The following is a 14,770-nucleotide window of genomic DNA, read 5'->3' as shown; positions in this document are numbered from 1 at the left end:
AGTTAGTTTGCTAAGTGTGCGTGACGAACAAGGTTAGATAAATGTTGATTTTGCTTAGCTGCTTTTTTATAGAGTAAAACAATTTTACCAATTTTCTGGACAGCTTCAGCACCAGTTGCTTCTACAATCGTATCAATTACTGCGGCACGAGCTTCACGGTCTTCACCAGCAATTTTTACCTTGATGAGTTCATGATCGTTTAAAGCACGAAGCGTTTCTTCAATAACAGCGTCTGTTAAGCCTTGTCCACCAATCATGACAACCGGATTAAGCACATGACCAATTTGACGTAAACGTTTACGTTCATGAATAGATAAAGCGGCCATTAAAAATACCTGATTTTAAAAACGACTTAGTATAGCAAAAAACTTAAAATCAAATGTACGAAAAACTGTATAAATAATCGATCAACATTATTGGAAAAAAACTGTAAAAGTTATTGAGATTACGTTACATCCGTACTGTAATGAGAGTAATTTTCACGTACAATGAGCAATCAGAAGTTTTTTTGATATTTAGTGAGTTATGGCAACACGCATCACCAACCAAAAATTGTCTAAAAGTAGTCGTGCGTGGATGAGGGAACATCTAGACGATCCTTTTGTAAAAAAAGCACAAAAGGAAGGATATCGTGCACGAGCAGCGTATAAACTTCTTGAAATTCAAGAAAAATATAAGTTGATCAAGCCAGGCATGACAGTGGTGGACTTGGGAGCAGCTCCTGGGAGTTGGTCACAAATCGCTGGGAAACTCGTTGGTAGTAAAGGATTGGTTATTGCTTCCGATATTTTACCTATGGATGCTTTGCCAGATGTCACTTTCTTACAAGGCGACTTCAGAGAAGAAGCTGTATTTGAAAAATTGTTAAATATTTTAAACGGAAGACAAGTAGACATTGTAATTTCTGATATGGCCCCCAATACATCAGGTAATAGGGCTGTTGATCAACCTCGACAGATTTACTTGTGTGAACTTGCTTTAGACTTTGCTCAGAAAGTCTTGGGTCCAAATGGACAGTTTGTTGTTAAAGTGTTCCAAGGCGCAGGATTTGATGAGTTTCGTAAACAAGTCGTTGATAGTTTTGATGTGTTAAAAACAGCAAAACCAGCAGCTTCTCGGGCACGATCTAAAGAAGTTTTTTTGGTTGGACAAGGGCGTAAGAAAGCATTGCAATAAAGTTTACTTGCCAAGCTCCTAAAAATTGTGCATTTTGTATCTTTTAGGTTATCCGCAAGCAAGACAATTGCTGTTTTTAAGACGATCGGCCAAGTTTGGGCATGATCAAATTAGATTGATATGGGAATAAAGCTTTGAGCGATTACTTCAAGAATGCCGTATTGTGGCTAATAATACTTGGTGTTCTGATTTTAATTTTCAGTAATATCAGTGACCGCAATAAGCCAACTGCAATGAAATATTCAGATTTTGTTGCAGCGGTGAATGCTGGCCAAATTAAGCAAGTCACGATTGACGGTTTAAATATTAGTGGTGAAAAAACTAACGGATCTCAGTTTGAAACTGTTCGTCCGCAAGTTGAAGACACTGAACTTATGCCAAGCTTAAACAAGCAAAATGTTGTTGTAGAGGGCACAGCACCACAACGTCAAGGCATTTTGATGCAACTTCTCATTGCTAGTTTCCCTGTACTGTTAATCATTTTGTTATTCATGTTCTTTATGCGTAACATGGGTGGTGGTGCAGGCGGCAAAAATGGTCCAATGAGTTTTGGTAAGTCGAAGGCAAAAATGCTTTCTGAAGACCAAATCAAAGTGACTTTTGCTGACGTTGCCGGTTGTGATGAAGCGAAACAAGAAGTTGTGGAAATTGTAGATTTCTTAAAAGATCCTGCAAAATTCAAACGCTTGGGCGCTACTATTCCACGTGGCGTGCTTATGGTTGGTCCTCCAGGTACTGGTAAAACGTTATTAGCCAAAGCAATTGCTGGTGAAGCAAAAGTTCCATTCTTTAGCATTTCTGGTTCTGACTTTGTTGAGATGTTTGTGGGTGTGGGTGCGTCCCGTGTCCGTGATATGTTTGAACAAGCAAAACGTCATGCGCCATGTATCATCTTTATTGATGAGATTGACGCAGTAGGCCGTCACCGTGGTTCAGGTACAGGTGGTGGTCATGATGAACGTGAGCAAACCTTAAACCAAATGCTTGTAGAGATGGATGGTTTTGAAGGTAATGAAGGCGTAATCGTTATTGCTGCGACTAACCGTGTGGACGTATTGGATAAAGCATTATTACGTCCAGGCCGTTTCGACCGTCAAGTTATGGTTGGTTTACCTGACATCCGTGGTCGTGAACAAATTCTGAATGTACATTTGAAAAAATTGCCTTCAGTTACTGGTGTAGATGTTAAAGTTTTATCTCGTGGTACGCCTGGTTTCTCTGGTGCTCAGTTGGCAAACCTTGTAAATGAAGCTGCTTTGTTTGCTGCTCGCCGCAATAAGAACACTGTCGATATGCATGACTTTGAAGATGCAAAAGACAAGATCTATATGGGTCCTGAACGTAAATCAATGGTTCTACGTGAAGAAGAGCGTCGTGCAACTGCTTACCATGAAGCCGGACATGCAATTGTTGCTGAGATTTTACCGGGCACTGACCCTGTGCATAAGGTAACAATTATGCCGCGTGGTTGGGCTTTAGGTGTAACTTGGCAGTTACCTGAACAAGATCAGATTAGCCACTATAAAGACAAAATGCTAAATGAAATTGCAATTTTGTTTGGTGGACGTATTGCTGAAGAAGTCTTCATTCAGCAGCAATCGACTGGTGCTTCAAATGACTTCGAACGTGCTACAAAAATGGCTCGTGCGATGGTAACGAAGTACGGTATGTCTGACAAAATGGGTGTGATGGTTTACGAAGATGAAAACCAAAATGGATTCTTCGGTAACGTAGGTAGCCGTACAATTTCTGAAGCGACTCAACAACAAGTTGATCAGGAAGTACGCCGTATTTTAGATGAACAATATAAAGTTGCTCGTGATATCTTGGAAAATAATAAAGATATCGCCCATGCAATGGTTAAAGCGTTGATGGAATGGGAAACTATTGATCGTGACCAAATCCGTGACATCATGGAAGGCCGAGAACCTCAACCACCTAAAGTTTATATTGCTGAAAATCCGGTATCTGCGTTTGAGCCACCAAAAGATGGTCCATCTACTCCGCCGCCATTACCAGCGATGAATTAAGTTAATTAATAAAAAAGCCACAGTCATGTGGCTTTTTTATTTGTCTTAACTTTGGATAAAACTGAAAAGAAATCGACAGCATGTAAAGCTTACTTGTTAAAATAGCCGCTGATTTTGATCCGGAGCTTTTTATGCAGTTAATATCTTTACCAAAGCAGATTTTACAGTGTGGACAGCTTCAATTAGATTTATCTCAGCCCCATGTTATGGGTATCTTAAATGTCACTCCTGATTCTTTCAGTGATGGTGGCAAACATAACCAATTAGACCAAGCGGTTGACCATGCACTTAGTATGATTGAGCAAGGCGCGACTATTATTGATATTGGGGGGGAGTCTACCCGACCTGGTGCTTCAGAAGTTGCAGTAGAGGAAGAAGTGCGTCGCGTGGTACCTGTCGTTGAAGCTTTATCTCACCATAACGTTATTTTGTCGATCGACACAAGTCAGCCAGAAGTTATTCGCGCAGCAAAAGCAGCAGGGGCACATATCTGGAACGATGTCCGTGCCTTAACACGTCCCAATGCTTTAAAAACTGCAGTAGAATTAGATATACCTGTAGTAATTATGCATATGCGCGGTGAACCAACGACAATGAATCAGTTGGATCAGTACACTGATGTAACACTCGATGTGATGCAAGAGTTGCAACAGCGTATTGATGAGGCTTTGGCTGCTGGGGTAAAAAAGCACAATATTATTGTTGATCCTGGATTTGGCTTTGCGAAAAATGCTCAGCAAAATTTAAAACTATTAAAAGAATTTTGGAAACTTAATGAACTTGGTTATCCAATTTTATCTGGCCTTTCTCGTAAACGTTTCATAGGTGAAGCTTTACAAGGTGTTCCTGCAGATCAACGTGCTGTGGGAAGTGTAACTGGGCATTTGCTTAGTATTCAGCAGGGAGCATCCATTGTAAGAGCGCATGATGTAAAGGAAATGCATGAAGCAATTTTAGTTTGGAAAGCGATACAGCAAGCCTAAATAATGACGTTATAAAATTGGACTTGCTCAGTGCTCATTAAAATAGAGTGGATGAGTGAGTCGGGTAAATATCTCGTGATTTTTACGAAAATATGTTATAAGCGGCAAGTTTTTGCTGTTGTGTAAACTTTTGTATGTTTGAAGACTTACTTCTCCCAATGTTTGATGATGAATATTATCCAGATATTTTGGTCGCTGAACTCAAGCAGCTTATTGAGCAATTTGCTAAAAAAGTTCAAAAACCTGCTTTAGCTGAGCAAGATATCTATCGATATGCTCATCAAACTGTAAATGAAATTAATGAAATGAAGCCACAGTTCGAAGATCTAGATTCATCGCTTGATGATAGTGCTGCTGATTATATTGCTGAAGCAATGATGATGGTGGTACAAGATGCAGGATATTTAGATCTGGAAATGGAAGAGTTGGTGATGAATCGAGAGTGGTGATTACTCTCGATTTTCAAAATTTTTGAGAGCTTCTAATAAATGACATGTCTCGTCTAAATGAACTTCGTCTATTTTCTCAATTTTTAAAATTAAATTTCCATTCTGCTGTTCATTTACTTCTGCCAATACGCTGACCCAATAGTTTTTTTGTTGCTGCTGTAGCTCTTTAAATTGAGTAAATATCTCTTGAGGGGCTTCAATTAGATAGTCATCTTGAGTAATAGAGCAGCGTACAAAGTGCCAATCATTATTTTTGAACAAGATTGTACCGTTAAATATATCTTTGGCATTTGCAAAGGGTGTAAAAAAGAGTAGAGCGGATATAAATATTAATATTCTGATCATAGCATTATTTTCATCAGGCATAAAAAAACCAGCTTACGCTGGATTCTTTATGGCACCAAATTCAATATTTGAAAATGGTGCCCGGGGCCGGACTCGAACCGGCACGCTTTGAGGGCGGGGGATTTTAAATCCCCTGTGTCTACCTATTTCACCACCCGGGCATGTGCGCAATAATAGAGGACAAGTGCGCGATTGGCAAGAGAAAAACAGAGAGTTTGCTTTATTTTCAATCAGTTCTTATCAGTATTTATATAAATTAACCAATTTATGTCATGATTTGTTCATCAAACTGAGATCAGTTGTTCATCTTCTCTACTTAAGTTTAAGACACTCATTGCTTAAAACTTAGGTAATTTTATGTCAGAGAAAATTTCACGCCGAGAATTAATTCAAAAAAGTCTACTCGGTTTTGGGGCTTTATCTATACCTGTTGCTTTTACAGGTTGTAATGATGGCTCAGATGATGAAAGCCCAGAAATACAAGCAGATTTTCTTCATGGTGTCGCAAGCGGGGATCCACTACAAGATAAAGTTATTTTGTGGACACGAGTAACACCGACAGACTCTGGGGTGCGTTTAAAAGTTGTATGGGAAATTTCAACCGATAATCAGTTTAAACAAAATTTAAAGACGGGAATGGTTGAAACAAGCAAGACTGATGACTTTACAGTGAAAGTTGATGCAGCTGGGTTACAAGCAGATACGGTGTACTACTACCGTTTTAAATTTGGTAATAAAGTTTCACCAGTTGGGCAGACGAAAACATTACCAACATCCACCAATAAAGTGAGCTTTGCAGTATGTTCTTGTTCTAACTATCCTGCGGGTTACTTTTATGTTTATCGTGAAATGGCAAAACAAAACGTCGATGTCATTATTCATTTGGGTGACTATATTTATGAATATGGTTCAGATGGCTATGCGACGGAAGATGCAATAAAACTAGGCCGTAATTTACCTGCCGATAATAATAAAGAAATTATTAAATTAGATGATTACCGCAAACGTTATGCGCTTTATCGTCAAGATAAAGATTTGCAAGCAGTTCATCAGCGCCATCCTTTTATTGTGATTTGGGATGACCATGAGTTGGCAAATGATGCTTGGCGTGAGGGGGCGGAAAATCATCAAAGTAATGAAGGGGCTTTTTCGGACCGTAAATTAGCTGCTCTACAGGCTTATTTTGAATGGATGCCAATTCGTCCAGTTTCTAGTACAGATCATTTAAATATTTATCGCCAGTTTAATTTTGGCTCTCTTGTTCAGTTAACCATGCTAGATACGCGTATTATTGCGCGTGATAAGCAGCTTGCATATGCAGACTACATGACGACTACAGGTTTGGATATTGCAAAGTTTCAGGCAGATTTAACTAATCCGGTGCGTACTTTGATGGGGTATACACAAAGAGATTGGTTGGTTGATAAATTAAAGCAATCTACAGCAACATGGAATGTAGTAGGGCAGCAAGTTTTAATGAGTAAAATGTGGATTCCAGCTGAGTTGTTGGCGTCTTTAGGGCAAATTACTTCAGGAGGAACTTCGCCTGATGCGCTTGCTAAGATGAATGCACAAATTACCGAGTTGGTCGCTTTAAAACTTCGTTTACAACAAAATGATCCGACATTAACAGCCCAAGAAAAAGCAAGAATTATGACGGTTGCGCCATATAATCTCGATGCTTGGGATGGTTACTATGCTGAGCGAGAGTTTGTGTACGATAAATTGGCAGAGTTTAATAAAAAGATCATTGTGTTAGCCGGGGATACACATAATGCATGGGCATCTTATTTATATAGCCAGAAAGGGAAATATGTTGGAGTTGAATTAGCGACTAGCTCTGTATCGTCTCCAGGTTTGGAAAAATATTTAAGTATTCCACTGGCTCAGCTTCAACAGTTTGAATTTGCATTTACTACATTAATTGATGAATTGGTTTATTGTAATTTAAATCAACGAGGATATTTGTTGGTTACTCTAGATCAGGTGCAAGTTCATTCTGAGTGGAGATTTGTAGATTCAATTAAAAATACCGAATATCAGATAGATTCAAGCCGACAAAACAATATTGTATTGGATCTAAATTTGATGCCGTTAAAACAAGGTCAAAAGACTGCTTGAAATTATAGAAAATTAGAGGGTTGCTGAGGTAACCCTTTTTTTAGGCATAAAAAAACCAGCTTACGCTGGATTCTTTATGACACCATATTCAGTACTTGAAGATGGTGCCCGGGGCCGGACTCGAACCGGCACGCTTTGAGGGCGGGGGATTTTAAATCCCCTGTGTCTACCTATTTCACCACCCGGGCTTTACCAAATTTGGAGGCGGAGGTCGGAATCGAACCGGCGTCCACGGAGTTGCAGTCCGCTGCATGACCACTCTGCCACCCCGCCTGCATTTGGTGATGCACATATTAGCAACCTTTACAAAAAAAACAATACTGTTTTGAACGAAGATGCACATAAAAACAACATCTAGAATAAAATTGTCGAAATTATCATGTATTATTGGCACATTAAATTCATGTCTACCTTGGAGATGTGCTGTGGCATTGGTTTTAGACGGTCGTGCATTAGCAAAGCAAATTGAAGAAAATTTGTTGGTACGTGTTGAAGCTTTAAAAGCGAAAACAGGTCGTACCCCAATTTTAGCGACTATTTTGGTTGGGGATGATGGTGCTTCTGCAACTTATGTACGTATGAAAGGGAATGCCTGCCGCCGAGTAGGTATGGATTCATTAAAAATCGAATTACCACAAGAAACCACAACAGAACAATTATTAGCTGAAATTGAAAAGCTTAATGCCAATCCAGATGTTCACGGTATTCTTTTACAGCATCCAGTTCCTGCACAAATTGATGAGCGCGCATGTTTTGATGCGATCTCTTTAGCAAAAGATGTAGATGGCGTAACTTGCCTTGGTTTTGGCCGTATGGCAATGGGTGAAGCTGCATATGGTTCAGCGACTCCTGCTGGCATTATGACGATTCTTAAAGAAAACAATATCGAAATTGCCGGCAAACACGCGGTTGTAGTTGGCCGTTCAGCAATTTTAGGTAAACCAATGGCAATGATGTTGTTGCAAGCAAATGCGACAGTAACGATTTGTCATTCGCGTACACAAAACTTACCTGAGCTTGTGAAACAAGCTGACATTATTGTTGGTGCTGTAGGTAAAGCTGAACTTATTCAAAAAGACTGGATTAAACAAGGTGCAGTTGTTGTAGACGCTGGTTTCCATCCGCGTGATGGCGGTGGTGTAGGCGATATTCAATTACAAGGTATTGAAGAAATTGCTTCTGCTTATACACCAGTACCGGGTGGTGTTGGTCCAATGACCATTACAACTTTGATTCGTCAAACTGTAGAAGCTGCTGAAAAAGCTTTAGGTTAATTTAATTTATTCACGGCGGCGTCCTACCGTTTAACGCAAATGTTAGGAGCTCGTATGTTACTTTTCTTTCGGGATGAGTAGCGAATGCTACGCAAGACCAAAACGGTTGCACTAATTAAAGCAGTGGAATTGAACTAACGTATTTTTAGTAACTAGCCACTATCATGCTTTAAGCTACTGTTTTAGTCTTGCTCGCGATGCAGATGATCAAATAGTAATTATAAATTGTTGAGCTTATTTATGAGCTGCACCTTTCAACTGTCCAAAGCCCCTGAACATTTACTTCAAGCCTTACATGAAGTCATTCCTCATTGTGAATTAATGGCACAACAGTTGCCAGAAACTCCAATTTCTTTATGGTTGATTCCACCTGTTTTTCCAACTGATCGATTGGATGACGAAGTTATTCGACGTATCTGGAATGACACGCCGTATTGGATTTTCTGTTGGGCATCAGGCTTGGCGATGGCTCAGTGGATACTTGCAGAGCCGCACCATGTTAAAGATAAAGTGGTGTTAGATTTCGGAGCAGGTTCTGGTGTAGTGGCAATTGCTGCAAAAATGGCAGGAGCAAAACGCGTAATCTGCTGTGATATTGATCAGGTCAGTTTAAATGCTTGCCGTGAAAATGCTTTACTTAATGATGTAGAACTCGAATATTTGGATGATTTATATAAGGCTGAACAAGTCGATGTTTTACTTGCTGCCGATGTGTTATATGACCAATGTAATCGCTTTTTCTTAGACGAATTTTTAAAATTTGCACCAGAAGTATGGGTAGCAGATAGCCGTGTTAAAAATTTTAGTCATCCAAAATATGAAAAAATTGAAGAAAGAAGTGCAACAACTTGGCCAGATCTGGATGAAGCGAAAGAATTTAGAAATGTAAGTTTTTATAAGACGCTGTAAAAACAGCGTCTTTTTTATGTTATGAACAAGTATAACGAACGACTTTTAATGTACTTGGACGTGCTTCAAGTGCTTGGCGTGTCGCATAATCTTCACCATTATTTAAGCTAGGTGTATTTGATAAGCCAAAAGAAGCGCGGGTTTCACCTAGTTGAATTCCGTAATGCTCATCTTTAGCTGGATTAGGAATTTCATTGATGCTTAAAATTGATAATTTATAAACTTTCTGAGCACCTAACACATTTTGACAAGCGCGTTGCAATTTACGCTCATCAAGTTGCTGGTTACTACGACCAGCTAAAGTGTAAGCTAAAGTCGCTGAAGTTTTTGTTTGGTTTTCAATCTGGTAGCCAGTTGAACCATTATATTGTCGAGGCGTAGTCTGACAGGCAGTTAAAATGAACATACTACTTAATGCCAAACATAGAATACTTTTATTCATCAGTATCGTCCTTATTTTCTTATATGAAGTATCTCATAAAATAGAAACGTTGTTGGAGCTTATTCACTAAGTTAGAGCTAACATTCACTTATGATATTAGCTCTAATTGAAGGATTTTAATGTTCTTTAATTTTTGAATGATGCTTGGTGTCTTTCATGAAGATATAAATCAGCAATGAAATGAAAATCATGATACTGACGTAAATAAAGAACCAAGATTCGTGCCCGGCTTCTTTAAAACTTAATGCAAAAAACTCGGCTGTACCACCAAATAAAGTATTCGCAATTGCATAAGGTAATGCGACACCTAAAGCTCGAATATGTGCAGGGAAAAGTTCAGCTTTCACTACAGCATTAATTGATGTGTAGCCGGTTACCATAACCAGTCCACCTAAACATAGCCAGAAAGCAGTCCAGTAGTTATGCGTGTTTGCAAGTGTATCAAACAAAATATAAGTGAATAAAACACCTGTAACCCCGAAGGCGATCATAAGCGGTTTACGGCCAATTCGATCTGATAAGGCACCTGCCAATGGCTGTAAGCACATAAAGATGAATAAGGCTAAAGTGGTAATTTGAGTAGCCTCAGGCTTGGTAAAACCAGAAGTATTCACTAAATATTTCTGTAAATAGGTGGTGTAAGTATAAAAAGCTAAAGTACCACCAGCAGTTAGGAATAATACAGTGAAGGCTTCTTTAGGGTAATGTTTAAATAAAGCAAACATTCCTGATTTCGGCTGATCTGTTTCTGCTTGAGCGTTTTTAAAGGATTGAGTTTCCAATAAGCCACGACGAATACGGAACACCACGATAGCTAAAAGGGCTCCGATAAAAAATGGAACACGCCATCCCCAGTCATGCAGTTGTTCTTCGGTGAGTATCATTTGCAAGATAAGTAGTACGCATAAAGCTGTAAGCTGTCCTGCAATTAAAGTGACATATTGAAAGCTTGAGAAAAAACCACGACGATCTTTTTCTGCCATTTCACTTAAATACGTTGCACTTGCGCCATATTCACCGCCTACACTTAAGCCTTGAATTAAACGTGCAATAACCAAAAGCAATGGAGCAAATACGCCAATACTTTCGTAGGAAGGTGTAACCGCAATCAGTAGCGAACCGATACACATTAAAGTAACGGAAAGCGTAAGGCCCGCTTTACGTCCTTTACGGTCAGAATAGATCCCCATAATCCATGCGCCAATGGGACGCATAAGGAAACCCACTGCAAAAATAGCGGCAGCTTGAAGAAGTTGAGCGGTTTGACTTCCTTTTGGAAAAAATGCATGAGCAAAATAGAGCGTAAATGCGGCATATACATACCAGTCGTACCATTCGACAAGGTTACCGGCAGAACCGCCCAAAATTGATTTTAGACGGGTTTTTGTATCTAAATTAGAATGTGGAGTTGTTGCGGTAGAAGGTTGATCAACCATGATTCGCTCCATGTTTCGCTTGGGTTGAATGCTAAAAAAGAGAAGATTTATTCCGTTTTTACATATTATCTACAGGAGTATTTCACTTTATTTTTTTTATGTCTGTAAAACAATGTTTATTATTTAAGCAAAGGAATAAGTTGAATATTTATGTGATTTCAAATTAGCCGATCAGCATATTTTTATCTTCTAATTTCAATATTTTTCTTATTACTTTTTTCCATGCAGTAAAAAATTGATAAAGAATGGGTAATGTTTGGACGAAGAAACCCTATGCCACTTAAAAATAATGATATATTCCAAAGAAAATTTTAAATAAATACAGTTAGGCATGATGTTTTTGCATTATGGGCTAGATGTGTGTGGAAAATGAAAGGGACATTCAGATGTCAAATTGCCCGAAAAAATATATTGTTGCTTTTGATCAGGGAACAACAAGCTCAAGAGCAATTGTTTTAGATCATGATGCGAACGTTGTTAGTATTGCTCAAAGAGAATTTACCCAGATTTACCCTCAGCCAGGTTGGGTTGAGCATGATCCTATGGAAATTTGGGCAACTCAAAGTGCTGTATGGGTCGAAGCATTGGCTCAAGCTGGCATAAAGAGTGAACAAGTTGCGGCAATTGGAATTACAAACCAACGGGAAACCACTATTGTCTGGGACAAAAAAACAGGAAGGCCTATTTACAATGCGATTGTTTGGCAAAGCCGACAAACAACGGAAATATGCAATCAATTGTATAAAGCAGGTTGGCAAGAATATATCCGTAAGACCACCGGTTTAGTCATTGATCCATATTTCTCGGCCACAAAAATTAAATGGATTTTGGATCATGTTGAAGGCAGCCGTGAGCGTGCTGAGCGGGGAGAGCTATTATTCGGTACGGTGGACACTTGGCTCATTTGGAAACTAACTAATGGGGCCGTCCATGTCACTGATTTTACCAATGCATCTCGAACCATGCTGTTTGATATCGAAAAGCTTGAGTGGGATGAAAAGCTTTTACAAGCTTTAGACATTCCTAGAGCAATGTTGCCGGAGGTTCGTAGTTCATCTGAGGTTTATGGATATACACATACCATTAGTGGACAAGAAGTAGGAATCCCAATTGCCGGAATCGCGGGTGATCAGCAGGCTGCGCTTTTTGGTCAAATGTGTGTTGAGTCGGGACAGGCTAAAAATACCTACGGTACTGGCTGTTTTCTACTCATGAATACGGGTAAAAAGATTGTCCGTTCAGAGCATGGTTTACTCACAACTATTGCCTGTGGTGCGAGTGGTGAGGTGAACTATGCCTTAGAGGGTGCCGTATTTAACGGTGGTTCTTGCGTACAGTGGTTACGCGATGAATTAAAGGTTATTAAGAATGCTAAGGATTCCGAGCTTTATGCAACACGTGTAAAGGATAATAATGGTGTATATGTAGTACCTGCTTTTACCGGATTAGGAGCACCATATTGGGACCCGACAGCACGCGGCGCAATTTTTGGTCTGACACGTGGGGCTAGTATTGAACATATTATCCGCGCAACTCTAGAGTCTATTGCCTTTCAAACTCGGGATGTTTTAGATGCCATGCAACAAGATGCAGAGGAAGAGCTTCGTACACTCCGTGTTGATGGAGGAGTAACGGAAAATAATTTCTTGATGCAATTTCAGGCCGATATTTTAACGACACCGGTAGAGCGTCCAATAATGAAAGAAACTACAGCATTGGGTGCAGCTTTCTTAGCAGGGTTGGCCACTGGTTTTTGGCAAGATCTTCATGAGTTAAGAAATAAATCTGCCATAGAAAAGGTATTTGAACCGAAAATGCCTTCTGAACAAGCTGAACTCATTTATCAAGGTTGGCTAAAAGCAGTTAAGCGTAGCCAAAATTGGGCAGAGGATTGAGCTTTTTCTTAACTAGTTGAATTCAATAGTAGGGTAGTCAATGGATAGTTAAATGCTTGAGGGTGCAAAATTGATTATTCTACTTTTTTGATTGTTGTTTCATCAATTTGATGTTTTAATTTTTATAAGATCAACAATAAAAAGAACATGAGAAATGAAAGTACAACCTAATGATTATTCAAAAATATATGATATTGCTGTAATTGGTGGCGGTATTAATGGTGTTGGTATTGCCAATGATGCAGCAGGGCGCGGATTATCGGTATTTTTATGTGAAAAAGATGATTTAGCCAGCCATACCTCATCTGCTAGCAGCAAATTAATTCATGGCGGCCTACGTTATTTAGAACATAAAGAATTCAGGCTGGTCAGAGAAGCATTAGCAGAGCGTGAAGTATTGCTAGCTAAAGCGCCACATATTATTAAACCAATGCGTTTTATCATGCCTCATCGACCCCATTTACGCCCTGCATGGCTAATTCGAGCAGGTCTATTTTTTTATGATCATTTGGGAAAACGAGAAAAATTATTAGGATCAAATCTCATTTATTTCAAAGAAGACAGCCCTTTAAAACCAGCGATAACACGTGGTTTTGAATATTCTGACTGTACTGTAGATGATGCGCGTCTTGTGGTGTTAAATGCACTACAAGCTAAAGAGAAAGGGGCAAAAGTCGTTACACGTACACGTTGTGTTAAGGCTTATAGACAACAGGAATTGTGGCATCTGGAGTTACAAAGCGGAGCTGAGTTTTATCAGATCCGTGCGAAAGCTATTGTAAATGCGGCGGGACCTTGGGTTGAAGAAATTATTAGTGAAAATCTGAGTTTAAGTTCACCTTATCAAATTAGGCTTATACAAGGAAGTCATATTGTTGTGCCAAAATTATATGACTGCCATAAGGCCTTTATTATGCAAAACGAAGATCGACGGATCGTTTTTGCAATTCCTTATTTAGAAAAATATACCCTCATTGGTACAACAGATCAGGAATACACAGGTGATCCACAAAAAGTAGAGATTACTGATGTGGAAATCGATTACCTTTTGACAGTGACAAATTCACATTTTAAAAAGCAGTTGACGCGAGCTGATATTGTAAGTCAGTACTCGGGTGTGCGTGCTTTATGTGATGATGAGTCGGATAATCCATCTGCAATTACACGCGACTATACTTTGGCTCTACAGGCAGAAGATAAAACCACACCATTGCTCTCAGTGTTTGGGGGCAAGATTACAACTTACCGAAAGTTAGCCGAAGCTGCTTTAGAACACCTGGCTCCGTTTTTTAATGACATGGCAGAGGAGTGGACTGCAGATGAAGCATTACCTGGCGCCGAAAACTGGACCACACTAGATGATTTAATCAATCAGATTAAAACACATGTAAGTGGAATTTCTGACTCACTTGCTAACCGTTGGGCTCATGCATATGGCACAAGAGTGTGGAATATGCTTAAAGAGCGAAATACCATAGAACAATTGGGTCAACATTTTGGCCATGATTTGTTTGAGTGTGAAGTCAGATATTTGTGTGAATATGAATGGGCTCACACAGCAGAAGATATACTTTGGCGCAGATCTAAATTAGGTTTAGCATTTGATGAAAAACAGGTAAAAGTTTTAGAAGCTTATTTATCAGAACGTCGATTAAAAGACGATGCCGCATAATAAAAAAGGTCGCACATGGCGACCTTTTTTATATAGAG

General features: G+C 39.3%; 13 protein-coding genes and 3 tRNA genes. 9 read left to right on the top strand and 7 right to left on the bottom strand.

The window, feature by feature from the left end:
- Positions 1–2: 2 nt before the first annotated feature.
- Positions 3–326: a ribosome assembly RNA-binding protein YhbY gene (gene yhbY, locus MKL62_RS01625; protein ID WP_005128055.1), complete on the bottom strand. Its 324-nt coding sequence runs from the start codon at positions 324–326 to the stop codon at positions 3–5.
- Positions 327–525: 199 nt separating this feature from the next.
- On the opposite strand from yhbY, the gene rlmE reads away from it, so the two are divergent.
- The 4 genes from rlmE (at position 526) to MKL62_RS01605 (ending at position 4,638) form a co-directional block, all read left to right on the top strand.
- Positions 526–1,176 (top strand): 23S rRNA (uridine(2552)-2'-O)-methyltransferase RlmE, encoded by a 651-nt coding sequence (gene rlmE / locus MKL62_RS01620; RefSeq protein ID WP_000235573.1) that lies wholly within the window; start codon positions 526–528, stop codon positions 1,174–1,176.
- A gap of 134 nt (positions 1,177–1,310) precedes the next feature.
- Positions 1,311–3,206: an ATP-dependent zinc metalloprotease FtsH gene (ftsH, locus tag MKL62_RS01615; RefSeq protein WP_001286662.1), complete on the top strand. Its 1,896-nt coding sequence runs from the start codon at positions 1,311–1,313 to the stop codon at positions 3,204–3,206.
- Positions 3,207–3,337: 131 nt separating this feature from the next.
- Entirely contained in the window at positions 3,338–4,189 is an 852-nt protein-coding gene (folP, locus tag MKL62_RS01610; protein ID WP_005128057.1) for a dihydropteroate synthase, read from the top strand.
- Between the two features lie 134 nt (positions 4,190–4,323).
- Positions 4,324–4,638, top strand: coding sequence for a DUF5713 family protein (locus MKL62_RS01605; RefSeq protein ID WP_000461267.1), 315 nt, complete (start codon positions 4,324–4,326; stop codon positions 4,636–4,638).
- Here MKL62_RS01605 and MKL62_RS01600 read toward each other — a convergent pair whose 3' ends face one another.
- Positions 4,639–5,004: a hypothetical protein gene (locus tag MKL62_RS01600; RefSeq protein WP_005128059.1), complete on the bottom strand. Its 366-nt coding sequence runs from the start codon at positions 5,002–5,004 to the stop codon at positions 4,639–4,641.
- Between the two features lie 54 nt (positions 5,005–5,058).
- Positions 5,059–5,144, bottom strand: a tRNA-Leu gene (locus MKL62_RS01595).
- 196 nt (positions 5,145–5,340) lie between these two features.
- Between MKL62_RS01595 and MKL62_RS01590 the strand changes: the two genes are divergently transcribed.
- A complete protein-coding gene (locus MKL62_RS01590) occupies positions 5,341–7,104 on the top strand; it encodes an alkaline phosphatase D family protein (RefSeq protein WP_005128060.1) in 1,764 nt (587 codons plus the stop codon).
- 102 nt (positions 7,105–7,206) lie between these two features.
- Here MKL62_RS01590 and MKL62_RS01585 read toward each other — a convergent pair.
- Positions 7,207–7,292, bottom strand: a tRNA-Leu gene (locus MKL62_RS01585).
- Positions 7,293–7,303: 11 nt separating this feature from the next.
- Positions 7,304–7,377, bottom strand: a tRNA-Cys gene (locus MKL62_RS01580).
- 152 nt (positions 7,378–7,529) lie between these two features.
- Here MKL62_RS01580 and folD point away from each other — a divergent pair.
- Together folD and MKL62_RS01570 are read left to right on the top strand one after the other, a co-directional pair.
- Positions 7,530–8,378 carry a bifunctional methylenetetrahydrofolate dehydrogenase/methenyltetrahydrofolate cyclohydrolase FolD gene (gene folD / locus MKL62_RS01575; RefSeq protein ID WP_001229846.1) on the top strand — a complete coding sequence of 283 codons (849 nt, stop codon included), beginning with the start codon at positions 7,530–7,532 and terminating at the stop codon, positions 8,376–8,378.
- 240 nt (positions 8,379–8,618) lie between these two features.
- A complete protein-coding gene (locus tag MKL62_RS01570; RefSeq protein WP_001278008.1) occupies positions 8,619–9,287 on the top strand; it encodes a class I SAM-dependent methyltransferase in 669 nt (222 codons plus the stop codon).
- 19 nt (positions 9,288–9,306) lie between these two features.
- Here the strand turns inward: MKL62_RS01570 and MKL62_RS01565 are convergent, their stop codons facing one another.
- Both MKL62_RS01565 and MKL62_RS01560 read right to left on the bottom strand, forming a co-directional pair.
- Entirely contained in the window at positions 9,307–9,729 is a 423-nt protein-coding gene (locus tag MKL62_RS01565) for a hypothetical protein (RefSeq protein ID WP_001043188.1), read from the bottom strand.
- 116 nt (positions 9,730–9,845) lie between these two features.
- The gene (locus tag MKL62_RS01560; protein ID WP_001984607.1) at positions 9,846–11,177 is read right to left on the bottom strand and encodes an MFS transporter; all 1,332 of its coding nucleotides are present in this window, start codon (positions 11,175–11,177) and stop codon (positions 9,846–9,848) included.
- A gap of 374 nt (positions 11,178–11,551) precedes the next feature.
- Between MKL62_RS01560 and glpK the strand changes: the two genes are divergently transcribed.
- Entirely contained in the window at positions 11,552–13,060 is a 1,509-nt protein-coding gene (glpK, locus tag MKL62_RS01555) for a glycerol kinase GlpK (RefSeq protein ID WP_000063781.1), read from the top strand.
- 154 nt (positions 13,061–13,214) lie between these two features.
- Positions 13,215–14,732, top strand: a complete 1,518-nt coding sequence (gene glpD / locus MKL62_RS01550; protein ID WP_005128064.1) for a glycerol-3-phosphate dehydrogenase — start codon at positions 13,215–13,217, stop codon at positions 14,730–14,732.
- Positions 14,733–14,770 lie beyond the last annotated feature (38 nt).

This window comes from Acinetobacter sp. AOR01_HL, from assembly GCF_027855455.1.
GTDB classification, from domain to species: domain Bacteria; phylum Pseudomonadota; class Gammaproteobacteria; order Pseudomonadales; family Moraxellaceae; genus Acinetobacter; species Acinetobacter baumannii.
The sequence above is the reverse complement of the archived record's forward strand: the minus strand, read 5'-3'. Positions and strand labels throughout refer to the sequence as shown.

What these genes read in the sequence shown, in the direction of transcription:
- yhbY (WP_005128055.1), bottom strand. Translation starts at nt 326, where the DNA reads ATGGCCGCTTTATCTATTCATGAACGTAAACGTTTACGTCAAATTGGT.
- rlmE (WP_000235573.1), top strand. Translation starts at nt 526, where the DNA reads ATGGCAACACGCATCACCAACCAAAAATTGTCTAAAAGTAGTCGTGCG.
- folP (WP_005128057.1), top strand. Translation starts at nt 3,338, where the DNA reads ATGCAGTTAATATCTTTACCAAAGCAGATTTTACAGTGTGGACAGCTT.
- MKL62_RS01605 (WP_000461267.1), top strand. Translation starts at nt 4,324, where the DNA reads ATGTTTGAAGACTTACTTCTCCCAATGTTTGATGATGAATATTATCCA.
- MKL62_RS01600 (WP_005128059.1), bottom strand. Translation starts at nt 5,004, where the DNA reads ATGCCTGATGAAAATAATGCTATGATCAGAATATTAATATTTATATCC.
- MKL62_RS01590 (WP_005128060.1), top strand. Translation starts at nt 5,341, where the DNA reads ATGTCAGAGAAAATTTCACGCCGAGAATTAATTCAAAAAAGTCTACTC.
- MKL62_RS01570 (WP_001278008.1), top strand. Translation starts at nt 8,619, where the DNA reads ATGAGCTGCACCTTTCAACTGTCCAAAGCCCCTGAACATTTACTTCAA.
- MKL62_RS01565 (WP_001043188.1), bottom strand. Translation starts at nt 9,729, where the DNA reads ATGAATAAAAGTATTCTATGTTTGGCATTAAGTAGTATGTTCATTTTA.
- MKL62_RS01560 (WP_001984607.1), bottom strand. Translation starts at nt 11,177, where the DNA reads ATGGAGCGAATCATGGTTGATCAACCTTCTACCGCAACAACTCCACAT.
- glpK (WP_000063781.1), top strand. Translation starts at nt 11,552, where the DNA reads ATGTCAAATTGCCCGAAAAAATATATTGTTGCTTTTGATCAGGGAACA.
- glpD (WP_005128064.1), top strand. Translation starts at nt 13,215, where the DNA reads ATGAAAGTACAACCTAATGATTATTCAAAAATATATGATATTGCTGTA.